A 20,967-nucleotide genomic window follows, 5' to 3' on the forward strand; every position below is an offset into this window, starting at 1 on the left:
TACGCTCCACGCCGGCCCCCCGGGCGTTTCGTGGGGTGACTGGAGAATTGTGGTGCCGCTGAAGGGACTCGAACCCCCGACCCCATCATTACGAATGACGTGCTCTACCAGCTGAGCTACAGCGGCCACCTTCTCGCCCGCTGGCCGGGTCTGGCGCGGCGGGACCGGGTGCCGCTTTAACCGAGGCGCGCGGGGGGCGCAACAGGAATTGCGCCTTGTGCCACCACCGACGAAGCGCGGCGGAAAATCCGCCCGCGCCACCTTTCCCCCGGTCGCGCGGGGCGCTAACGTCGCGCCGCAAGACGGGGGGCGCAAAGTGACCGAGATCGTTCTGGTGCGGCACGGGCAGGCCAATAACAGGGCCACCGACGAGACGGGCTATGACCGGCTCTCGCCCCTTGGCGTGCAGCAGGCGGACTGGCTCGGCGCGCATATGCGCGCCACCGACCCGCATTTCGACCGTGTCATCACCGGCACGCTCGCCCGGCAGCGCGGCACGGCGCAGGCGATGGGCTATGGCGGCGGCGAGGTGGATGCGCGGCTCGACGAACTGAGCTATTTCGCGCTGGCCCACGCGGTCGAGGCGCAGCACGGCATCCCCGCCCCGCAGGACGCCACGCAATTCGCCCGCTACCTGCCGCGGGTGATCGAGCATTGGGCGCAAGACAATCTGGACGGGCTGCCCGAGAGCTACGAGAGCTTTTCCACCCGCGTGACCGACCTGCTCGACGAGCTGTCGGGCAGCGGCGGGCGCGTTCTCGTCGTCACCTCGGGGGGCGTGATCGGCATGGCCATGCGCCACGCGCTCGGGCTCGATATCGGGGCCATGTCCAAGGTCATGCTGCAGGTGATGAACAGCTCGCTGCACCGGGTGCACCATGTCCACGACATGCTGATGGTGGGGGCGTTCAACGCCACGCCGCATCTCGACGCGCCGGACCGGGCCCATGCCCGCACCTTCATCTGAACAAGAGGACACGCACCATGAAACTCTATTATGCCAGGGGCACCATCGCCATTGCCACGGCCATCGCACTGCACGAGGCGGGGCTGGAATTCGAGCCGGTGCGGCTCGATTTCAAGGCGGGCGAGCAGACCCGCCCGGACTACCACGCTATCAACCCCAAGGGCCGCGTGCCCGCGCTTGTCACCGATCAGGGCATCCTGACCGAGACCGCCGCCATCCTCGAACATATCGCCGATCTCGCGCCCGCCGCCGGGCTGCGCCCGTCCGATCCGTGGCAGGCCGCCCGGATGCGCGAGGCGATGTGCTATCTCGCCTCGACCATGCATGTGAACCACGCGCATCGCGCGCGCGGCCACCGCTGGGCGACCGAGGACAGCTCGATCGAGGACATGAAGGCCAGGGCGGTCGAGACGATGACCGCGAGCGCGGAGCATGTCGAGACCCACATGCTCAAGGGGCCCTACGTGCTGGGCGAGGCGCTTTCGCTGGCCGATCCCTATCTCTATGTCGCCTGTAGCTGGCTTCCCGGCGACGGGGTCGACATGGCGGCATTCCCCGGGATCAGGGCCTTTGTCGAGGCGATGCGCACCCGTGCCTCGGTGGCGCAGGTGATCGCCGACGACATGATCGACGACATGCTCTGAGGGGGGGGCGCATGACACATCTGTGGGTCCGGGCCGAGCAGCGGCCGAATGAGGAACGGGTCGGGATCACCCCCGAGGGGGCGGCGCACCTGATCGCGCGCGGCATCCGCGTGACGGTGGAGGACAGCCGCACCCGCGCCATCCCGATGAGCGGCTACCGCGACGCGGGCTGCGAGATCGCGGCGGAGAATTCCTGGCCCTCCGCCCCTTCGGATGCGATCATCTTCGGCCTCAAGGAGCTGCCCGAGGACGGCACCCCCCTGCCGCATCGCCACATCATGTTCGGTCATGCCTTCAAGGGGCAGCATGCGGGCAAGCGCCTGCTCACGCGGTTCAGGGAGGGCGGCGGCACGCTCTACGATCTGGAATATCTGGTGGACGCGGACGGGCGGCGCGTTGCCGCCTTCGGCTATTGGGCGGGCTACGCGGGGGCGGCGGTGTCGCTGATGACATGGGCGGCGCAGCACGGCGGCGGCACCTGCCCGCCGGTCGCGACCTATCCGGGGCGCGATGCCCTGCTCGCCGCCCTCGGCACGCAGCTCGACACCGCGGCCACGGACCGCCCCACGGCCATCGTCATCGGCGCGCTTGGCCGCGTCGGCACGGGTGCTGCGGATCTGTGCGAGGCCATGGGCGTATCCGTGACCCGTTGGGACATGGCCGAGACCGCCAAGGGCGGGCCGTTCCCGGAAATCCTCGACCACGACATCTTCCTCAACTGCATCTTCGCGCGCCCCGGCACGCCGGTTTTCGTGCCGAAATCCGCGCTCGATCAGCCCCGCCGCCTGACCGTGATCGGCGACGTCGCCTGTGATCCAGACAGCGATTACAACCCGGTGCCGGTCTATGACCGCGCCACCACATGGGCCGACCCGGCGGTGCGGGTCCACGATGCGCCGCCGCTCGACGTGATGGCCATCGACAACCTGCCCTCGCTGCTGCCGGTGGAATCCTCGCAGGATTACGCAAGCCAGCTTTTGCCCTCGCTGCTGACACTCGACGCGCTGGATCAGGGGGTCTGGGCGCGGGCGGAAGCAACCTATCGAACTCATATGAAGGAGGTCTGAGATATGACAATCCATTGGTGCGGCACCGGCCTTTCGGCCATTCCCGGCCTGCGGCGGCTGATCGGGGCAGGGCACGACGTGACCGTGTGGAACCGCTCCACCGACAAGGCGCAGGCGGCGGTGGGCGACCTGACCGACCGGATCAACGCCTTTGAAAGGGACGCGCTCGCCGGGGCGCTCGCGCCCGGCGATGTCGTCGTCTCGATGCTGCCCGGCGACTGGCACGTCCCGCTGGCGGAATTGTGCCTTGAGAAAGGCGCGCATTTCGTCTCGTCCTCCTACATCGCGCCGGAGATGCGGGCGCTGGACGCCACCGCACGGGACAAGGGGCTGAGCCTTGTCAACGAGATCGGCCTCGACCCCGGCATCGACCACCTGATGGCGCATCACCTCGTGGCCGATTACCGCGCCTCTGGGGTGTGCGACGCGGCCAACGACCTGTCGTTCACCTCCTATTGCGGCGGCGTGCCCAAGGTGCCCAATGCGTTCCGCTACAAGTTCAGTTGGTCGCCCCTCGGCGTGCTCAAGGCGCTGCGCTCACCGTCGCGCTCGATCCGCGAATTCGCGGAGCTGAATGTCGCGCGGCCATGGGATGCGCTGTCGTCCTACGAGGCACCGCTGCCCACGCCCGAGACCTTCGAGGTCTACCCCAACCGCGATTCCATCCCCTTTATCGCCGATTACCGGTTCGATCCCGACTGGCGGGTCAGGGATTTCGTGCGCGGCACGTTGCGGCTGAATGGCTGGTCGGAGGCGTGGAAGGACATCTTTGCCGAAATCGAGACGCTCGAAGGAGACGCGGGCGAGGCGCGGCTCAAGGAAATGTCGGATCAGTTCTGGCAAGAGCATGCGTATGACGAGGGCGAGCCGGACCGCGTCGTACTCTGTGTCGATCTCAAGGCGGAAAAGGCCGGCCAGCCGGTCTGGCACAAGACCTACGTGATGGATGCCTGGGGCGATGCGCGCGGCACGGCGATGGCGCGGCTGGTGTCGATCCCGGTCTCGCTGGCGGTCGAATCGGTGCTGGCGCGCGAGATCCCGGCGGGCGTCAGCCCCGCGCCGCATGACCCAAAGCTGGTGGCGCGGTATCTCGGCGAGGTGGATCGGCTGGCGCAGCATTTGCAGGTGGTCGATCACCTCGCCTGACGGTCTGCGGGGCGGCACCGGGCCGCCCCGTACCCGACTCAGCCGACCACGTTGAACTCCGGGCCGTAGGGGTAGCCGGTGATGTTCTCGTTGCCGTCTTCGGTGATGACGAGGATGTCGTGCTCGCGGTAGCCACCCGCACCCGGCTGATCCGCGCCAAGCGTCAGCATCGGCTCCATCGAGATGACCATGCCCGGTTCCAGCACCGTGTCGATATCCTCGCGCAGTTCCAGCCCCGCCTCGCGGCCATAGTAATGGCTCAGGATGCCGAAGCTGTGGCCGTAGCCGAAGGTGCGGTATTGCAGCAGGTCGCGTTCCTCGAAGAAATCGTTGATCTTGTGCGTGACCTCGGCGCAACTCACCCCCGGCTTCAATAGCGACATGCCGTATTCATGCGCGGCGACATTCGCCTCCCAGATCGCTCGGCTCGCCGCGTCCACCTCGCCCGCGAACATGGTCCGTTCCAGCGCCACGTAATAGCCCGAGACCATCGGGAAGGTATTGAGCGACAGGATATCGCCGCGCCCGATCGCCCGCGCCGTCACCGGGTTATGCGCACCGTCGGTGTTGAGGCCCGACTGGAACCACACCCATGTGTCGCGATACTCGGCATCGGGAAAGCGTTTGGCGATCTCCACCTCCATCGCGTCGCGCCCTGCCATGGCGACGTCGATCTCGCGCGCGCCGACCTCAACGGCGTCGCGGATAGCATAGCCGCCCACATCGGCCACCTGCGCGCAGGAGCGGATGAGCGCGATCTCGGCCTCGGATTTGCGCATCCGCTGGCGCATCGTGGCGGGCGCAAGGTCCACCATCGTCAGCGGCTTGAGGAAATCCTCCAGGCTGTCGCGCTGCATCAGCGTCAGGTGATCGCCCTCGTAGCCGATGACACCGCCCTCGCCCGCGACTTCGCGCACCGCGCGCCAGAAATTGTCGCGCTGCCAGTCGGTATAGGTGATGTTGTCGCAGAACGAGCGCCGCCACGGCTGGCCCGCGTCGATCCCCGCGCTGATCGTGACGCAGGCGGTTTCGGTGACGACAAGGCCGTAGGGACGGCCGAACGAACAATAGAGAAACCCCGAGTAATAGGCGATGTTGTGCATCGAGGTGAGGACGACGGCGCTCGCCCCCGCCGCCTCCATGATCGCGCGCAGGCCCGCGACCCGGGCCTCGTATTCGGGGACGGCAAAGGGCAGCGGGGCCTTTTCGCCGTTGTGGAAGCGGTAGAAGTCTGGACGTGCAGTCATTGTGACCCTCCTTGCAAAAGAAGGTCCCGGCGTTCAGGACTGTTGGGAACGGCCCCGATCGGGGCGACGCCATCGCCCGGGCCGGTTTCTTTTCTTGCCGATCGCGCGCGCTCTGGCAAGGTGATTTGTGGCCGGAACGGAGATTTGCGGCATGAAGACGCGGACGGGCGCGCGCAACCTCATCACCGACGTGGCCGGGCTGCGCGTGGGCAATGCCGGGGATGGCGCGCTGCGCTCGGGCGTGACGGTGCTCACCGCCGACGCGCCGTTCACCGCCGGGGTGCATGTCATGGGCGGCGCGCCCGGCTCGCGCGAGACCGACCTGCTGGCCCCCGACCGCGTGGTCGAGCAGGTCGATGCGCTGGTGCTGTCGGGTGGCTCGGCCTTCGGTCTCGACGCCGCCTCGGGCGTGACCGACGGGCTGCGCGCGGCGGGGCGCGGCTTTGCCGTGGGCGGGATGCGCGTGCCCATCGTGCCCGCCGCGATCCTGTTCGATCTGCTGAACGGCGGCGACCAGGGCTGGTCCGACAACCCCTACAAGACGCTTGGCCGCACGGCCCTCGCCGCCGCGTCGGACGAGTTCGCCATCGGCAGCGAGGGTGCCGGGACCGGCGCCACCACCGCCGATCTCAAGGGCGGGCTCGGCTCTGCCTCGACCCGCCTGCCCGATGGCAGCACGGTGGGCGCGCTGGTGGCCGTGAATGCACTGGGGTCGGCCATTGTGGGGGACGGACCGCATTTCCGGGCCGCGCCCTTCGAGATCGGCGACGAGTTCGGCGGGCTTGGCCCCGCGCCGCATCATCCCGACGCGCTGCGCGCCCCCACGAAACTTGCGCAGCACGGCAACACGACCATCGGCATCGTCGCCACCGATGCCGCCCTCTCACAGGCGCAGTGCACCCGCCTCGCCACCGCCGCACAGGACGGGCTGGCCCGCGCGCTGATGCCGTCGCACACAGCGATGGATGGCGATCTGCTCTTTGCCGCCGCCACCGGCGCGCGGCCTGCGCCCGACCTGCCCGCGCAGGTGCTCCTGGGTCACGCCGCCGCCTGCACGATGGCCCGCGCCATCGCCCGCGCGATCCACGCGGCCAAGCCCCTGCCGGGCGATTCGCTGCCCGCGTGGCAGGCACGCTTCGGCTGAACGAAACGCGGCCCCGGCGTTTCCACCGGGGCCTTGGGGTACACAACAGTCGTGAGTGGTGGCGCGCCGGGTGTCTTCACTGGGACACTCTGGAAACGAACGCACCCGGCGCATGTCACATGGGGACAGGATCTGCATATGTCTGGTCAGGGAATCCTGACCTTTGCCCGGCGAATGCGCATGACGTTGCGTCACCCGGCGATGTTTACGAGACGGCGATGTTGTCGATCAGCCGTACCCCCGCCAGCCACGCGGCGGCAAACAGCCGCGCGGGCCGGTCGGGCGCGTCGAGCGCGGCAAGATCGTCCTGCGCCCGCAAATCGAGGTAATCGACACGGGTGAACCCCGCCTTTTCCAGCCGCGCCACCGCCCGCGCGCGCAGGTCAGCGAAATCCTCGCCCGCGCGCAGCCCCTCGACCAGCGCCTCCATCTCCTCGTGCAGGCGCGGCGCGGTGGTGCGCGCGCGGTCCGACAGCAGCAGGTTGCGCGAACTGAGCGCCAGCCCGTCGATATCGCGGATCGTCGGGCAGCCATGCACCGTCACGCCCAGGTCGAGATCGGCGGCCATCCGCCGCACCACCAGCAGTTGCTGGAAATCCTTCTCGCCAAAGAACGCGTCGGTGGCGCTGGTCTGGGTAAACAGCTTGGTCACCACCGTGGCCACCCCGTCGAAATGGCCGGGCCGGAACGATCCCTCCATCACATCGGTCAGCCCGCTGACCGAAACGGTCGTGGCGAAATTCGCCGGATACATCTGGTCCGCCTCCGGCACCCAAAGCGCATCCACCCCGAAGCGCGCCAGCTTGCGCGCGTCCTCTTCCTCGGTGCGGGGATACTTTTCCAGATCGGCAGGGTTGTTGAACTGCTTGGGATTGACAAAGATCGTCACGATCACCCGGTCGCACCGCTCCCGCGCCGCCGCCACCAGCGACAGGTGCCCGTCATGCAGCGCGCCCATGGTCGGCACCACGCCGATTCGCTCACCCGCCAGCACCCAGGGGCGGGTGGCGGCGCGCAGATCGTCGAGACGGCGCAGGATCGGCGCGCTCAATTCGGCGCCTCCTCGGCGAATCCGTGCTCCGGCGCGGGAAACGCCCTCGCCCGCACCTCCTCGGCATAGGCCGCTATGGCGGCCTCGCCGGCATCCCCCAACTCGGCATAGCGCTTGACGAATTTCGGCCTGAACGCGGTAAACAGGCCCAGCATGTCATCGACCACGAGGATCTGCCCGTCACAGCCCGCCCCCGCGCCGATGCCGATGGTGGGGATGTCGATCCCGGCGGTGATCCGGTCGGCCAGCACCGAGGGCAGCTTTTCCAGCACCACCGAGAACGCCCCTGCCCCGGCCACGGCCCGCGCATCGGCCATCAGCCGCTCGGCGGCCTCGCCGCGGCCCTGCACCTTGTAGCCGCCGAGCGTGTTCATCGATTGCGGCGTGAGGCCGATATGCGCCATCACCGGCACACCGCGCGCCACCAGGAATGCGATGGTTTCGGCCATGTGCTGCCCGCCTTCGAGCTTGACCGCCGCCGCCCCCGTTTCGCGCATGATGCGGGCGGCGTTGCGAAACGCCTGCTCGGGGCTTTCCTCGTAGCTGCCGAAGGGCATGTCGATGACCAGCATCGCGCGCGACAGCCCCCGCGCCACGGCTTGCCCGTGCAGGATCATCATCTCCATCGTGACACCTAGGGTCGAGGTCATGCCGTGCACCACCATCCCGAGGCTGTCGCCCACCAGCACGAAATCGCAGGCCGCATCCATCATCCGCGCCATCGGCGTGGTATAGGCGGTGAGGCTGACGATGGGCGCGCGCCCCTTCATCGCCCGGATGTCCTCGGGCAGGGGGGCGGTCTTGCGGGCAGTGGCGCTCATGGCGTGGGCTTCCGTGCTGTCGTGCTGGCGCGCTAGGTATCAAGCCGCGCGGGGGAAATCCACCTCTCTGTTATCGCACGCCGATCCGGGTCCGCGTCGCTTTCGTGCGGCGTAGTGTCGGATGGGCTGCGCGTGATTTCACAGGATTGATAAACACCATTCCAAAGACGTTTTCCCAAGGGAGTCGCACGCCATGAAAACCGAAGTCAAAGCCCTCGTCGTCGGCGGCGGTGCGATCGGCACCTCCATCGCCTATCATCTGGCCCGCGCGGGCTGGGACGATGTCATGCTGCTGGAGCGCGATGAGCTGACCTCCGGCTCCACCTGGCACGCGGCGGGGCTCCTGCCGCTGTTCAACATGTCCTACGCCACGACCCACATCCACAAGTATTCGGTCGATTTCTACAAGACGCTTGAGGAAGAGACCGGGCTCAACGCCGGGTTCGCCGTGGTCGGCAACCTGCGCATGGCGCAGACCGACGCGCGCATGGACGAATACATGCTCTACGCCTCCACCGCCGAGACCTGCGGCGTGGCCTATGAATGGCTGACCCCGGACCAGATCAAGGAGCGCTGGCCGCTGATCGAAACCTCCGACCTCAAGGGCGCGATCTATCACACCGAGGACGGCTATATTAACCCCGCCGATGTGACCCAGGCGATGGCCAAGGGCGCGCGCCAGCGGGGCGTGATGATCGAGCGCAAGTGGCAGGCGGATGCGTTCCACTGGAATGGCACCCATTGGGAAGTGACCTGCACCAGGATGGTCGAAAAGGGCGGCAACCTCGTGCCCTCGGACGAGCAGATCGTGATCACCGCCGAGCATGTCGTGACAGCCTCGGGCAACCACGCACAGACCACCGCCAGCAAGCTGGGCATCAAGATCCCCGCGATCCCGGTCGAGCACCAGTTCATCGTGATGGACAAGGATCCGGCACTCGTGGAGTACCGCGCGGATGGCGGCAAGGAGCACCCCGTGGTGCGCGACGCCGACGCGCAATCCTACGTGCGCGAAGAGCGTGGCGGCTGGATCCTCGGGGTTTATGAGAAAAACGCCCCCGCCTGCTTTGAATATGGCGTGCCCGACAGCTTCCGCGCCGACCTCTTCCCGCTCGACCTGGAGCGGATCGAAGAGCAATACATGGCGATGATCCACCGCATCCCGTCTTGCGAGGAAAGCGGCCTCAAGGACGATTTCAACGGCCCGATCTGCTACACTCCCGACGGCAACCCGCTGGTCGGCCCCGCGCCCGGGCTGCGCAACATGTGGCTGGCCGAGGGCTTTTCCTTCGGCATCACCGCCGCGGGCGGCACCGGCTATTACCTCGCCCAACTGATGGTCGATGGCGAGGCCGAGATCGACATGGCGAGCCTCGACCCCAAGCGTTATTCCTCGAACTGGATGACCACCGAATTCGCCGCGCGCAAGAACGAGGAGGCGTATGACCACGTCTATATCCTCCACCACCCCGACGAGGAGCGCCCCGCCGCCCGTCCGCTGCGCACCGTGCCCGCCTATGACCGGCAAAAGGCGCGCGGCGCGCAGTTCGGCTGGGTCAATGGCTGGGAGCGGCCCAACTATTTCGGCCCCGTGGGCGCGCCCGACACCTTCGACCACGACGCCCGCAGCTTCCGCCGCGGCGGCTGGTGGCAATATGCCGTGGAAGAGGCGCGCGCGATCCGCGAGGGCGTCGGCCTGATCGACGCCTCGGCCTTCACCAAGCACATGGTCAAGGGCCCCGGCGCGACCGCCTTTCTCGACTGGTTCACCTGCAACAAGCTGCCACGCGTCGGCCGCATCAACCTGACCTATGCGCTCACCGATCACGGCACGACCCGCACGGAATACACCATCGTTCGGCTGAAAGAGCACGAGTATTACCTCGTCTCCTCCGGCGGATGGACGGAATACGACGCCGACTACATGCGCAAGGCCGCCGAGGATATGGCCCCCGAATTCGGCTATATCGAGATCCAGGACGTGACCACACAGCACGGCGTCTTTGCCATCGCCGGGCCGAAATCGCGCGACGTGCTGAATGAGGTGATCAAGGATGCCGACCCGGCAACGGCGCTCTCCAACAAGCGGTTCCCGTGGCTTTCAGCGCGGCGGATCGAGCTGGGCATGTGCCCGGTCAACGCGATCCGCGTCGCCTATACCGGCGAGCTGGGCTGGGAGCTGCATCACCCCATCGAAATGCAGAATTACCTCTTCGACCTGCTGGAAAAGGCGGGCGAGAAGCACGGCATGAAGCTGGTCGGCACGCGCGCGCAGAACTGGCTGCGGCAGGAGAAATCCTATCGCGCCTTCGGCAACGAGCTGGGCCGCGATGCCACGCCGCTTGAGGCCGACCTGCCCCGCTTCGTCGATCTCGACAAGGAGTTCCGCGGCAAGGACAAGCTGGTCGAGACCGGCGTGCGCGTGAAGTGCTGCACGCTGCTGATCGACGGGCCCGAGGACGCCGACCCCTGGGGCCGCGAGGCGCTCTACACCCCCGAGGGCGAGCGGGTGGGCCGCCTGACGTCGGGCGGCTACTCGGTGGCCTTCGGTCAGTCCATCGGCATGGGCTATGTCCGTCCGAACCTTGCGGTTGAGGGTGTGAGGCTACAGGTTCGCATGTTCGACAAGCTGTGGGACGCGACCGTCACCTGCGACAGCCCCTACGATCCGAAGAACGAAACCATCCGCAAGGACGGGTGAGAGACGACAGGGGCGCCTTCGGGCGTCCCTTCATTTGTGGTGTCGTCGCAGCCACCTGCGCCACGCGCCCCGTGTGCCGCGAAAGGCGTTGATATCGACGCCGCCCGCGACCCCCGGCACCACGCCGGTGCCGGTGTATTGCCAGAAAACCCAGGGCTGCCCCGGATAGACCCGGTCGGGCGTTTTCGCCACCGAGCGCAGCCAGAATTCGGCCCGCACCTGCCCGATCCCGGTGGCGGCGTAGAATTCCGGCGTGGTGTAGACGATCGGGCGCTGGCCATAGTAACGCTCTGTGATATCAAGGAAAATCCGCGCCTGCCTGCGCACCTCCTCCCCCGACGGGCGCACCGTGCAGGTGGGCGAGAACGGGTTCCATTCCATGTCGAGCACGGGTGGCAATGCCTTGCCCCGGCGCGGCACGTTGCGGATGAACCAGCGCGCCTGTACCTCCGGGTCGGTGCAGAAATAATAGAAATGATAGGCCCCGCGCGGGATGCCGTGGCGCGCCGCCAACTGCCAATTGCGGTCGAATTGCGGGTCCTTGAGGTCGCCGCCCTCGGTCGCCTTGATCCAGGCAAAGGCCACGCCCGATGCCGCCACGCGCCGCCAGTCGATAGCCTCCTGAAAGCGCGCCACGTCGATGCCATGCACCGGGTAGCGCGCCGGTCCTTCGGGACCGAAATCCACCGGCTCGTAATCGCCGAACGGCCCGGCGGCGAACGCGGGCAGGGCCGCAAACCAGGCACAGAGGGACAGGATACGCAGCATCGGCGGGCATCTCCGGGCGGGGGCGTGCGCCGATCCTATACATCCGCAGAGGGCCGGTCAGCAGGTTTCGCCCGCCGGCGTCACGGATTTTCGGACACCTCGTCGAAACAGGCCAGCGCATGCGCGGCATACATCATCGCCGGGCCGCCGCCCATCTGGATCGACATGGCCAGCACGTCTCCCACCTCCTCGCGGGTGGCCCCGGCGCGCACCAGCGCCTCGACATGCAGACCGATACAGGGCTCGCATCGGATCACGATGGACATCCCGAGGGCGAGGAACTCCTTGGTCTTGAAATCGAGCGTGCCACCCTCCTTCACCGCCTTTCCCAGCCCGCCAAAGGCGCGGGCGGTGTCGGGGATAAGCGCATTGAGCGCGCGCAACTCCGTTCTTTGACCGTCGATCGTATCCTGCCAGTGCATGTCCGCGTCCTTCTGCCGGTGGTTTCTGCGGTTGCAAAAAGCACCGGAAGGGGCGCGGGGCCTTGATCCAGATCAGGCCGGGCGGCGGGCGGTGAGAAGAAGGTTGTTGGCGGGCATCTCGCGCGTCTGTGGCGGGGGCAGCCCGGCGGCGGTGATCCATCCCGAGACCTCGGCCAGGTCCTTGTAGCCGATCCCGTGGCCCTGCGCGCGCAGGCTGGCGTCGAATCGGGCGTCGCCCTCCGACGTGGCCTGACCGTCGCGCAGGAACGGGCCATAGAGGGCGAGGCAGCCGTCGGGTACGAGCGCCTGCGCCGCCTCGTGCACCACCGTCCGCGCCTCGGGCGTGGTGATGAGGTGCAACAGGTTCACCAGCACGACCATCGTCTGTCCGCCATGCTCTGCCCCCCATCCCGGTGCGGTCGCGTCGAGCGGGCGGGCGGGAGAAAGGTTCGGAAGGGCTGCTTCGGACACGTAGGCGTCGATGCTGCCACGACGGGCGGGGTCGATCTCGGTCGGCTGCCAGTCGAGCCCCGGCATGGCGCGGGCAAAGGCCACCGCGTGCTGCCCGGTGCCCGATGCCAGCTCCAGCGCCCGGCCCGTCCCGGGCGCGATCTCGCGCAACGCCTCGGCGATCGGTCCGGCGTTGCGCTCGGCCGAGGGGGCGTGCAGCTTGGCCCCCTCGGCCTGATGCGCGACCGAGGCCATCGGCGGCAGGGTGCGGCGCGGGGTCATGCGCCCTCTTCGGTGCGGTCGGTCGCCGGGGGCGGCGCGGGGGTGAGCGCGGCGAGGCGGTGGTAGAGCGCATCGTCCATGGCGAAGCCGATCGCGGCGAGGGAGGGCGCGATCTGCTCCGCCGAGCGGCCCGAGATGATCGGCACCGTCCCGGCGGGATGGTGCGCGGCCCAGGCGACGGCGAGCGTCGCGGGATCGGTGCCAAGCCCGGCGGCGATGTCCACGAGCGCGGTGGCGGCGTCCTGCATCCAGCCCTGACCGTAGCGGATCGCGTAGCGTTCGTTGCCGGTGAGCCGCCCGGTTTCGCCACGCGCGTATTTGCCGGTGAGCAGCCCGCCCGCGAGCGGCGAGTAGCCCGCCACCACCATCCCCTCAGCGGCCGCCATCGGCAGGATCTCCACCTCTGCCTGCCGCTTGATGAGGCTATACAAAGGTTGCAGGATCGAGATGGGCAGATCGAACCGGGCACCGATGCAGGCGGCTTTCATCACCTGCCATGCGGCGAAATTGGATAGGCCGACATGGCTGATCTGCCCGCGCGATTTCAGGTCGGCGAAGCACTCCAGCGTTTCCTCCAGGGCTGTGTCGGGGTCGAACCGGTGCAGGTAGAGGATATCGACGTGATCCATCCCGAGCCGCTGCCGCGAGAGATCGAACTGCGCGCGGATATTGGCGGCCCCCGCCCCGCCCGAATAGCCCGCCTTGGTCGCGATCACGAGGCGCTCGCGATGCGGTGCGGCAAAGCGGCCGAGCAGCGTCTCCGCCGCGCCGTCGGTATAGAGATGCGCGGTGTCGAAATGGGTGATGCCGGCATTGACGCAGGCGTCGAACATGGCGCGCGAGGCCGCCTCGTCCGCCGTGCCGCCGAATTGCATGGTGCCAAAGGCAAAGCGGCTCGCGGGGGTGCCGTCGGCGGAGGTGATCGGATTATTCATGGCGGCAAGGTGCCACGCGGCGAGACCGAAGAAAAGGTGCCGCCTTGCATCCGGAGGGCATGAGGCTTAGGCGATTCAGGAAAGACTGCGCCCGAGGACGCCGCCCGCATGAAGATGCACGAGACCTTCATCAAGCCGATGCACCCCGAGGGGCGCCGCTTTGTCGCGATCTTTGCCGGGGTCACGCTGCTCCTGTTTCTGGCATGGGAGCCGCTGGGCTGGATCGGCGCGGGGCTCACGCTCTGGTGTTACTACTTTTTCCGCGATCCCGAGCGCGTGACGCCCGCGCGCCCCGGCCTGATCGTCAGCCCGGCGGACGGCATCGTGTCGCTGATCGAGCCCGCCGTGCCGCCCGCCGAGCTTGGCCTGCCGGACGCGCCGCTCACCCGCGTCAGCGTGTTCATGAGCGTGTTCAACTGCCATGTGAACCGCGCGCCGGTGGCGGGGCGGGTGGCGAAGGTGGCTTACCGCCCCGGCAAGTTTCTCAATGCCTCGCTAGACAAGGCGAGCGCCGATAACGAGCGCAACGGCATCGTCATCGAGATGGAGGATGGCCGCGCGCTGCCGGTGGTGCAGATCGCCGGGCTGGTGGCACGGCGGATCGTGTGCTTTACCGGCGAGGGGCACGAGATCGCGCGCGGCGCGCGGTTCGGCCTGATCCGGTTCGGCTCGCGGCTCGATGTCTACCTGCCCGAAGGCGTGACGCCGCTGGTGCGCGTGGGCCAGACCATGATCGCCGGCGAGACGGTGATCGCGGAAACCGGACGTGCGGAGACGGGCGCATGAGCCGACCCCCGCGCAAGGAACTCACGCTGGCGCAGCTATTGCCCAACATGCTGACGGTGGCGGCGATCTGTGCCGGCGTCACTGCGATCCGCATGGGCGTGCAGGGCGATTACGTGCGCGCGGTGCAACTCTTGCTCATCGCCGGGGTGCTCGACGGGCTGGACGGGCGTCTGGCGCGGCTGTTGCGCAGCACCTCGGCGATGGGGGCGGAACTCGATTCGCTGGCGGATTTCGTCAATTTCGGCGTGGCCGCGCCGCTGGTGATCTATTTCTGGGGCCTGCAGGACATGCGGCACGCGGGCTGGATCGCGGTGCTGTTCTTTGCCGTGTGCTGCGTGATGCGGCTGGCGCGGTTCAACGTCAGCTCCCGCGAGGAGGGGGCCAAGGGCGGATCGGGGGCGTATTTCCAGGGCCTGCCCTCGCCCGCCGGAGCGCTGCTGGCGATGCTGCCGATGTTCTTTACCTTCGCGCTGCCGGGCATGTCGCCGCCGCCCGCGCCGCTGGTGGGGCTCTACATGGCCGGGGTGGGCCTGCTGATGATCTCGCCGGTGCCGGTGTGGTCCTTCAAACGCACCAAGATCTCACGCGAGAACGTCAAGTTCTTCCTGCTCGCCTTTGCCTGCGTGGCCGCGGCGCTGACGCTCTTTACCTGGGCGGCATTGATCGTGATCTGCCTCGCCTATGTGGCGGTCGTGATCTGGGCGGCCTTGATCTGGTATCCAGCGAACCGATCCTGATGAGTGACAGAGGGGACTGGTGATGGAGCTCGACGCGGTCAGGAACAGTTACGCCCGCTGGGCCCCGGTCTATGACGCGACCTTCGGCAAGATCACCCATGCCGGGCGGCGCGCGGCGGTGGCCCATATCGACGCCCGTGGCGGAGATGTGCTGGAGGTGGGGGTGGGCACCGGGCTGTCGCTCGCGGCCTACGGTCGCGGGCTGCGCGTCACCGGCGTGGACTATAGCGAGGACATGCTGCGCAAGGCGCGGGCGCGGGTGTCGAGGCTGGGGCTGGCCCATGTCGCGGCACTGCGGCAGATGGATGCGCGCGACCTAGATTTCCCCAATGACAGCTTTGACACCGTGGCGGCGATGCACGTTCTGTCGGTGGTGCCCGAACCCGACCGCGTGATGGCCGAGATCGCCCGCGTGCTGCGCCCCGGCGGGCAGGTCGTCATCACCAACCATTTCCGCCACGAGCGCGGCGTCTGGGCGGGGCTTGCACGCGCCGCCGCGCCGCTGGAGCGTGTGCTGGGCTGGCACTCGGATTTCGAGATCGACACGGTGCTGTGCGACCCGCGCCTGCATGTCGTCGCCCGCCGCGACCTGCCGCCGATGGGGATGATGACCTTTCTGGTTCTGGAAAAACGGATGAACTGATCCCCGGGACCGGCGGCATGGTCCGCCCCCCGGCGGCGCGGCGTGTGCCGGACACTCGCGGATACGGGTATCCGGCCGACGCCCGCCACCGCGCCCACTTCCCCCGCTCCGCGCGCTCTGCCATACTGCCGCCCAAGCCATAAAACAAAGAGCAGCGGCATGAACGATCTTCTCTCGCCCACCCCGAAATCCGAGTATGACGCCTCCTCGATCCAGGTTCTGGAGGACATGGAGCATGTCCGCCTGCGTCCCGGCATGTATATCGGCGGCAAGGACGACCGCGCGCTGCATCACATGGTGGCCGAGATCGTCGACAACTCGATGGACGAGGCGGTGGCGGGGCACGCCACATGGATCGAGGTGGAGCTGCACGCCAACGGCCATGTCAGCGTGCGCGACAACGGGCGCGGCATCCCCATCGACCCGCACCCCAAGGACCCGAGCAAGACCGCGCTGGAAATCATCTTTTGCACGCTCAACGCGGGCGGCAAGTTCTCGGGCGACAGCTACCAGACCTCGGGCGGCTTGCACGGGGTCGGCTCCTCGGTGGTGAACGCGCTCTCCGATCACCTGAGCGTCGAGGTGGCGAGGGGCCGCGAACTCTATCGCATGGCATTCTCGCGCGGCCTGCCGCAGGGCCCGCTGGAAAAGGTGGGCGCGGCCCCCAACCGGCGCGGCACCGCCGTCACCTTTCACCCCGACCCCGAGATCTTCGGCACGCTCACGCTCAAGCCCGCGCGGCTCTTCAGGATGGCGCGCTCCAAGGCGTACCTGTTCTCCGGCGTGGAAATCCGCTGGAAAACCGAGATCGCCGATGGCGAGACGCCGCAGGAGGCGACGTTCAAATTCCCCGGCGGTCTTGCCGACTACCTGAACGAGACGCTGGGTGGTGCCACCACCTATGCCGCGCGCCCGTTTGCCGGGACGGTCGATTTCCGCGACAAGTACAACGTGCCCGGCAAGGTCGAATGGGCGATCAACTGGACGCCCGCGCGCGACGGCTTCATCCAGTCCTATTGCAACACCGTCCCCACGCCCGAGGGCGGCACGCATGAGGCCGGGTTCTGGGCCGCGATCCTCAAGGGCATCAAGGCCTATGGCGAGCTGAGCAACACCCGCAAGGCCGCGCAGATCACCCGCGAGGATCTCATATCGGGGGGCTGCGCGCTGGTTTCGTGCTTTATCCGCGAGCCGGAATTCGTCGGCCAGACCAAGGACCGGCTGGCCACCACCGACGCGCAGCGCATGGTCGAGGGCGCGGTGCGCGACCATTTCGACAACTGGCTCGCCGCCGACACGAAATCCGCCGGCGCGATTCTCGATTTCCTCGTGCTGCGCGCCGAGGAACGGCTGCGTCGGCGGCAGGAAAAGGAAACCGCCCGCAAGACCGCCACCAAGAAACTGCGCCTGCCCGGCAAGCTGGTGGATTGCACGTCGAACACCCGCGACGGCACGGAGTTGTTCATCGTCGAGGGGGATTCGGCTGGCGGCTCCGCCAAGATGGGGCGGGACCGCAAGACGCAGGCGCTTTTGCCGCTCAGGGGCAAAATCCTCAACGTGCTGGGCGCGGCCTCGTCGAAACTGGGCAGCAATCAGGAAATCAACGACCTGACGCAGGCCCTCGGCGTGGGCTTGGGGACGAAATTCAACCTCGACGATCTGCGCTATGACAAGGTCATCATCATGACCGACGCCGATGTCGACGGCGCGCATATCGCGGCGCTCCTGATGACCTTCTTCTTTACCCAGATGCGCCCGATGATCGACGCGGGGCATTTGTATCTGGCCTGCCCGCCGCTCTACCGGCTGACGCAGGGGGCAAAGCGGGTCTATTGCCTCGACGAGGCCGAGCGTGATTTGTGGATGGAAAAGGGGCTGGGGGGCCCCAAGGGAAAGAATGGCGGCAAGATCGAGTCCAGCCGCTTCAAGGGTCTGGGCGAAATGGACGCCAAGGACCTCAAGGAAACCACGATGGACCCGGCCACCCGCAAACTCATCCGCGTCACCATCGACGAGGACGAGCCGGGGCAGACGGGTGATCTGGTGGAGCGCCTGATGGGGAAAAAACCGGAACTGCGGTTCCAGTATATCTCGGAGAATGCGAGGTTCGTGGAGGAGTTGGATGTTTAACCCGGCCGAGTATTCTTTGGATGCCGCCAAGTTAGTAATAAGTATTTTGACTCCAATAACAGTCGCTTTCGTTGGATACTTTCTCAATCAAAGACTGAAGAGTATCGACAATGCTCAATGGCAGAGTAGAAAAATTACTGAAAAGCGAATTGAGCTGTATGATGACATAGCGCCAGACCTGAATAAAGTTTTCTGCTTCTGCACCTTTCTCGGTTACTGGAAAGATATATCACCCCAAGATGTGCTCACGACTAAGCGAAACTTGGACAAAAAGGTAAATATCTATAGGCACTTGCTATCTGATGATTTCTACGAACTTTATAACGAATTTATTCACTTGGCGTTCACGACGTTCACTGGATGGGGTGAAGACGCAAAAATACAAGCTTGGATTGCCAATGGCATGGCAGATCGCCGGATACATGCCAACTACAAGTGGGAAGCGGCGTATGATGACATGTTTCAAGAAAATACTATCGCATCCTCTAAGAAATTCCAACAGACTTACTTTGACATGATGAATGCTCTTCGCAATTGTATTGGGCTTGATGAATAACCCGAAAACGTAGGATGGGTGTCAGCACAACAGATTCCTTCCAACATCGCCCAGATCTCGTTGGGATTCACCCGCCTTGTTCGCATAAACGAAGTACCTAAGCTAATCGCCGGGTCGCCCGTCGCACCGGAGGTACGTCATTGATAATCGACACGCCTTTGGCGTGACGGCCCGTCGACCGCGCGGCTGCCCCTTCCGCGGACAGGGCGCGACAGGCTCCACGAGATCCCCGCCTTCGCGGGGATGACGGGTGCGGGCGAATGCCCCATCACCCCTCTTGCCGCCACGCCCCCGCCCGCTTATCTTCCACGATGCAGCACCGGCCCCGCGCCGTGCCTGCTGCGCCCGAGGGCTCATCGCCCTGACCCTGTCAGGCTCCCCTGATCCCCTGAGCACGGACCGGCCCGGCATCCCGCCCGGACGGGATCTTTCAGGAGACGCTCCCATGTCCAAAGGTAAAAGCCAGAACAACCGCGAGGCCAAGAAGCCGAAGAAGGAAAAGCCCAAGGTCCTCGCCACCGCGAATTCCAACAGTGGCAAGACCGCCCCCGTGATCGGGGGCAAAGCGGTCAAGTAACACCGACCCCCACGCGCGGGGCGGTGTGATACCCGTCCCGCGCGCCGTCCCCTCCGGCGATGCGGGCAGACGCGCGGCCTGCGCTCGGCGGTTTCCGGCGCGTGCGCGCGCATTCTGCTTGTCCGTTTCCGCATCCTCGCCCGATAATGGCCTTGATCGTTTGTCATTCCTCAGGACAATCGCATGTGAAGGTACCGTTTCGGTCGAAAGGACATGTCTGCCGCAATGCTCACCGCCAATGAACAGCTTTTCCTCGAACTGGTGAACAGGGCGCGGCTCGATCCGCTGGCCGAGGCCGCGCGTCAGGGGATCGACCTGAACGCAGGTCTGCCGGATCCGGGCCAGGGGCTGGAAGAGATCGGCCCGGCACCGGTTCAGGCGCTCGCCCCCAACGCGCAAATACAGCAGGCGGCGGCGGGTCACGGGCAATGGATGCTCGACACCGACACGTTCGCGCATACCGGCGCGGGCGGGTCGAATCCCGCGGATCGCATGATCGCGGCGGGCTATGTCTTTGAGGGCAACTGGGCCTGGGGCGAGAACCTCGCGATGGTCAACACCACCGGCGCTCTCGATACGGAGGCCGCGATCGGACCCCACTTCGGCGACCTCTACGCCAGCCCCGGCCACCGCGTGAACATGTTCGACGGTAATTTCCGCGAGACTGGCGTGGCGCAGAGCCTGGGGGTGTTCACGGCGGCAGACAGCGACGGCGTGGTCCGCGACTGGAACACGTCGATGCTGACCCACAAGTTCGGCCTGTCGGGCAGCAGCGTCTTTCTTACCGGCGTGGTCTATGACGATCAGGACGCGGACGGCTTCTATTCCGTCGGCGAGGGGGTGGGGGCCGCACCCGTCGCCGCGGGCGGGGCTGTCACGACGACATGGGCCGCGGGCGGATACAGCCTTGCGCTCGACAGCAACCCGGCGGTCGCGGTGACACTCGGCGACGGGGCGGGGGCGATCGAGCTGATCGTGGACATGTCGGGCGACAACGTGAAGCTCGATCTGGTCGACGGCAACCGCATCCTGACCTCCGGCAATATCGTGCTGGGGGCGGGCGCGACCGACGTGGAGATGCTGGGCGCGGTGGACAATTCGGTCACCGGCAACGCGCTCGACAATCAGTTCCATCTTGGAGGTGGCGACAACACCCTGATCGGCGGCGGCGGGGCGGATACGGCCGTGTTCACCGGCCTGAGCACGGAATACCGGATCACCACCCTGGCCGATGGCCGCACGGAGGTGGCCGACCTGCGCGGCGGGCCGGACACGAATGGCACCAACCTGCTGACGGACATCACGTTCCTGCGGTTTGCCGACGAGACGCAGACGATCGGGCCGCCCGCCACGGGCACGGTTGCGCTTGGCGGCACGCTCCGCGCGGCGGACGGCACCGCGGTCGGCGAGGCCGGGCTGCGCTTTACGCTGTCGGACGGCACCGTGCTGGACACGCTCACCGATGCCGGTGGCGCTTTCGGCTTCGACCTGCCGGACGGGGCCACCGGTCATCTCGACCTTGCCGATGGCAACGGGCCCCACGCCCAGCCCACCGTGACCGACGCGCTCGATATCCTGCGGCTCGCCGTCGGCCTCGCGCCGTCCTTCGGGCCGGCCACGCCGCATGACCTGATCGCGGCGGATGTGGACCGCTCCGGTCAGGTCGGGGTCAGTGACGCGCTCGATGTCCTGCGTGTGGCGGTGGGTCTCGGGGCCGATGGCGTGGGCGACGCCGTTCTGCTCGGGTCCGATCAACCGCTGGATCATCTGACACCGTCGGATGTCAGCTATTCCGGCGGCGTTCAGCTCGACGGGCTGACCGCGGACGCGCATGTGGAGCTGACGCTGGTGATCCTCGGCGATCCGGGGGCGACGCTGGCGGTCTGAACAGGG

General features: G+C 66.9%; 20 protein-coding genes and 1 tRNA gene. 13 read left to right on the forward strand and 8 right to left on the reverse strand.

The genetic code is table 11. The annotated features are described in order from the left end of the window. Positions 1 to 50: 50 nt before the first annotated feature. Positions 51 to 126 (reverse strand) — tRNA-Thr (locus ACFFU4_RS09840). Between the two features lie 190 nt (positions 127 to 316). On the opposite strand from ACFFU4_RS09840, the gene ACFFU4_RS09845 reads away from it, so the two are divergent. The 4 genes from ACFFU4_RS09845 to ACFFU4_RS09860 are packed head-to-tail and all read left to right on the forward strand — an operon-like array spanning position 317 to position 3,824. Then, positions 317 to 967, forward strand: coding sequence for a histidine phosphatase family protein (locus ACFFU4_RS09845; RefSeq protein ID WP_377069568.1), 651 nt, complete (start codon positions 317 to 319; stop codon positions 965 to 967). Between the two features lie 17 nt (positions 968 to 984). Beyond that, complete coding sequence (locus tag ACFFU4_RS09850) at positions 985 to 1,611, forward strand: glutathione S-transferase family protein (protein WP_377069570.1); 627 nt, start codon at positions 985 to 987, stop codon at positions 1,609 to 1,611. An 11-nt stretch (positions 1,612 to 1,622) separates the two neighbouring features. Continuing rightward, positions 1,623 to 2,678, forward strand: coding sequence for a saccharopine dehydrogenase (locus tag ACFFU4_RS09855; RefSeq protein WP_377069572.1), 1,056 nt, complete (start codon positions 1,623 to 1,625; stop codon positions 2,676 to 2,678). Positions 2,679 to 2,681: 3 nt separating this feature from the next. Beyond that, on the forward strand, positions 2,682 to 3,824 hold the full coding sequence (locus ACFFU4_RS09860; RefSeq protein ID WP_377069574.1) for a saccharopine dehydrogenase family protein: 1,143 nt from the start codon (positions 2,682 to 2,684) through the stop codon (positions 3,822 to 3,824). Positions 3,825 to 3,862: 38 nt separating this feature from the next. Here the strand turns inward: ACFFU4_RS09860 and ACFFU4_RS09865 are convergent, their stop codons facing one another. After that, complete coding sequence (locus ACFFU4_RS09865; protein ID WP_377069576.1) at positions 3,863 to 5,071, reverse strand: aminopeptidase P family protein; 1,209 nt, start codon at positions 5,069 to 5,071, stop codon at positions 3,863 to 3,865. Between the two features lie 151 nt (positions 5,072 to 5,222). Between ACFFU4_RS09865 and ACFFU4_RS09870 the strand changes: the two genes are divergently transcribed. After that, positions 5,223 to 6,215: a P1 family peptidase gene (locus ACFFU4_RS09870; protein ID WP_377069578.1), complete on the forward strand. Its 993-nt coding sequence runs from the start codon at positions 5,223 to 5,225 to the stop codon at positions 6,213 to 6,215. A gap of 205 nt (positions 6,216 to 6,420) precedes the next feature. Here ACFFU4_RS09870 and panC read toward each other — a convergent pair whose 3' ends face one another. Together panC and panB are read right to left on the reverse strand one after the other, a co-directional pair. Next, positions 6,421 to 7,266, reverse strand: a complete 846-nt coding sequence (panC, locus tag ACFFU4_RS09875) for a pantoate--beta-alanine ligase (RefSeq protein WP_377069580.1) — start codon at positions 7,264 to 7,266, stop codon at positions 6,421 to 6,423. Continuing rightward, complete coding sequence (panB, locus tag ACFFU4_RS09880) at positions 7,263 to 8,087, reverse strand: 3-methyl-2-oxobutanoate hydroxymethyltransferase (protein ID WP_377069582.1); 825 nt, start codon at positions 8,085 to 8,087, stop codon at positions 7,263 to 7,265. The genes panC and panB overlap by 4 nt, the downstream gene beginning before the upstream one ends. A 193-nt stretch (positions 8,088 to 8,280) precedes the next feature. Here panB and ACFFU4_RS09885 point away from each other — a divergent pair, with 193 nt between their 5' ends. Beyond that, positions 8,281 to 10,788, forward strand: coding sequence for a GcvT family protein (locus tag ACFFU4_RS09885; RefSeq protein ID WP_377069584.1), 2,508 nt, complete (start codon positions 8,281 to 8,283; stop codon positions 10,786 to 10,788). Between the two features lie 30 nt (positions 10,789 to 10,818). On the opposite strand, the gene ACFFU4_RS09890 is transcribed toward ACFFU4_RS09885, so the two are convergent. The 4 genes from ACFFU4_RS09890 to ACFFU4_RS09905 all read right to left on the reverse strand — a co-directional run bounded on the left by ACFFU4_RS09890 (position 10,819) and on the right by ACFFU4_RS09905 (position 13,645). Further along, on the reverse strand, positions 10,819 to 11,556 hold the full coding sequence (locus ACFFU4_RS09890) for a GH25 family lysozyme (protein ID WP_377069586.1): 738 nt from the start codon (positions 11,554 to 11,556) through the stop codon (positions 10,819 to 10,821). 80 nt (positions 11,557 to 11,636) lie between these two features. Further along, the gene (locus ACFFU4_RS09895) at positions 11,637 to 11,978 is read right to left on the reverse strand and encodes a carboxymuconolactone decarboxylase family protein (RefSeq protein WP_377069588.1); all 342 of its coding nucleotides are present in this window, start codon (positions 11,976 to 11,978) and stop codon (positions 11,637 to 11,639) included. A gap of 72 nt (positions 11,979 to 12,050) precedes the next feature. Then, complete coding sequence (locus tag ACFFU4_RS09900; protein WP_377069590.1) at positions 12,051 to 12,710, reverse strand: DUF938 domain-containing protein; 660 nt, start codon at positions 12,708 to 12,710, stop codon at positions 12,051 to 12,053. Continuing rightward, the gene (locus tag ACFFU4_RS09905; protein WP_377069592.1) at positions 12,707 to 13,645 is read right to left on the reverse strand and encodes an aldo/keto reductase; all 939 of its coding nucleotides are present in this window, start codon (positions 13,643 to 13,645) and stop codon (positions 12,707 to 12,709) included. The genes ACFFU4_RS09900 and ACFFU4_RS09905 overlap by 4 nt, the downstream gene beginning before the upstream one ends. Before the next feature lie 108 nt (positions 13,646 to 13,753). Here ACFFU4_RS09905 and ACFFU4_RS09910 point away from each other — a divergent pair, with 108 nt between their 5' ends. The 7 genes from ACFFU4_RS09910 to ACFFU4_RS09940 all read left to right on the forward strand — a co-directional run bounded on the left by ACFFU4_RS09910 (position 13,754) and on the right by ACFFU4_RS09940 (position 20,961). Next, on the forward strand, positions 13,754 to 14,431 hold the full coding sequence (locus tag ACFFU4_RS09910) for a phosphatidylserine decarboxylase (RefSeq protein WP_377069594.1): 678 nt from the start codon (positions 13,754 to 13,756) through the stop codon (positions 14,429 to 14,431). After that, positions 14,428 to 15,168: a CDP-alcohol phosphatidyltransferase family protein gene (locus tag ACFFU4_RS09915; protein WP_377069596.1), complete on the forward strand. Its 741-nt coding sequence runs from the start codon at positions 14,428 to 14,430 to the stop codon at positions 15,166 to 15,168. The genes ACFFU4_RS09910 and ACFFU4_RS09915 overlap by 4 nt, the downstream gene beginning before the upstream one ends. A 22-nt stretch (positions 15,169 to 15,190) precedes the next feature. After that, a complete protein-coding gene (locus ACFFU4_RS09920; RefSeq protein ID WP_377069598.1) occupies positions 15,191 to 15,811 on the forward strand; it encodes a class I SAM-dependent methyltransferase in 621 nt (206 codons plus the stop codon). A 159-nt stretch (positions 15,812 to 15,970) separates the two neighbouring features. After that, a complete protein-coding gene (locus ACFFU4_RS09925) occupies positions 15,971 to 17,941 on the forward strand; it encodes a DNA gyrase/topoisomerase IV subunit B (protein ID WP_377069600.1) in 1,971 nt (656 codons plus the stop codon). Then, positions 17,934 to 18,497: a hypothetical protein gene (locus ACFFU4_RS09930; protein ID WP_377069602.1), complete on the forward strand. Its 564-nt coding sequence runs from the start codon at positions 17,934 to 17,936 to the stop codon at positions 18,495 to 18,497. The genes ACFFU4_RS09925 and ACFFU4_RS09930 overlap by 8 nt, the downstream gene beginning before the upstream one ends. A 445-nt stretch (positions 18,498 to 18,942) precedes the next feature. Continuing rightward, positions 18,943 to 19,074 carry a hypothetical protein gene (locus ACFFU4_RS09935; protein WP_377069604.1) on the forward strand — a complete coding sequence of 44 codons (132 nt, stop codon included), beginning with the start codon at positions 18,943 to 18,945 and terminating at the stop codon, positions 19,072 to 19,074. A 213-nt stretch (positions 19,075 to 19,287) separates the two neighbouring features. Further along, positions 19,288 to 20,961, forward strand: coding sequence for a CAP domain-containing protein (locus ACFFU4_RS09940; protein WP_377069606.1), 1,674 nt, complete (start codon positions 19,288 to 19,290; stop codon positions 20,959 to 20,961). Positions 20,962 to 20,967 lie beyond the last annotated feature (6 nt).

The sequence above is a fragment of the Roseovarius ramblicola genome, from assembly GCF_042430665.1.
GTDB classification, from domain to species: Bacteria; Pseudomonadota; Alphaproteobacteria; order Rhodobacterales; family Rhodobacteraceae; genus Roseovarius; species Roseovarius ramblicola.

Bases quoted from the DNA above. Each gene is read 5' to 3' on its own strand.
- ACFFU4_RS09850 (WP_377069570.1), top strand. From the start codon at position 985: ATGAAACTCTATTATGCCAGGGGCACCATCGCCATTGCCACGGCCATC.
- ACFFU4_RS09855 (WP_377069572.1), top strand. From the start codon at position 1,623: ATGACACATCTGTGGGTCCGGGCCGAGCAGCGGCCGAATGAGGAACGG.
- ACFFU4_RS09860 (WP_377069574.1), top strand. From the start codon at position 2,682: ATGACAATCCATTGGTGCGGCACCGGCCTTTCGGCCATTCCCGGCCTG.
- ACFFU4_RS09865 (WP_377069576.1), bottom strand. From the start codon at position 5,071: ATGACTGCACGTCCAGACTTCTACCGCTTCCACAACGGCGAAAAGGCC.
- ACFFU4_RS09870 (WP_377069578.1), top strand. From the start codon at position 5,223: ATGAAGACGCGGACGGGCGCGCGCAACCTCATCACCGACGTGGCCGGG.
- panB (WP_377069582.1), bottom strand. From the start codon at position 8,087: ATGAGCGCCACTGCCCGCAAGACCGCCCCCCTGCCCGAGGACATCCGG.
- ACFFU4_RS09885 (WP_377069584.1), top strand. From the start codon at position 8,281: ATGAAAACCGAAGTCAAAGCCCTCGTCGTCGGCGGCGGTGCGATCGGC.
- ACFFU4_RS09890 (WP_377069586.1), bottom strand. From the start codon at position 11,556: ATGCTGCGTATCCTGTCCCTCTGTGCCTGGTTTGCGGCCCTGCCCGCG.
- ACFFU4_RS09895 (WP_377069588.1), bottom strand. From the start codon at position 11,978: ATGCACTGGCAGGATACGATCGACGGTCAAAGAACGGAGTTGCGCGCG.
- ACFFU4_RS09900 (WP_377069590.1), bottom strand. From the start codon at position 12,710: ATGACCCCGCGCCGCACCCTGCCGCCGATGGCCTCGGTCGCGCATCAG.
- ACFFU4_RS09905 (WP_377069592.1), bottom strand. From the start codon at position 13,645: ATGAATAATCCGATCACCTCCGCCGACGGCACCCCCGCGAGCCGCTTT.
- ACFFU4_RS09910 (WP_377069594.1), top strand. From the start codon at position 13,754: ATGAAGATGCACGAGACCTTCATCAAGCCGATGCACCCCGAGGGGCGC.
- ACFFU4_RS09915 (WP_377069596.1), top strand. From the start codon at position 14,428: ATGAGCCGACCCCCGCGCAAGGAACTCACGCTGGCGCAGCTATTGCCC.
- ACFFU4_RS09920 (WP_377069598.1), top strand. From the start codon at position 15,191: ATGGAGCTCGACGCGGTCAGGAACAGTTACGCCCGCTGGGCCCCGGTC.
- ACFFU4_RS09925 (WP_377069600.1), top strand. From the start codon at position 15,971: ATGAACGATCTTCTCTCGCCCACCCCGAAATCCGAGTATGACGCCTCC.
- ACFFU4_RS09930 (WP_377069602.1), top strand. From the start codon at position 17,934: ATGTTTAACCCGGCCGAGTATTCTTTGGATGCCGCCAAGTTAGTAATA.
- ACFFU4_RS09935 (WP_377069604.1), top strand. From the start codon at position 18,943: ATGTCCAAAGGTAAAAGCCAGAACAACCGCGAGGCCAAGAAGCCGAAG.
- ACFFU4_RS09940 (WP_377069606.1), top strand. From the start codon at position 19,288: ATGTCTGCCGCAATGCTCACCGCCAATGAACAGCTTTTCCTCGAACTG.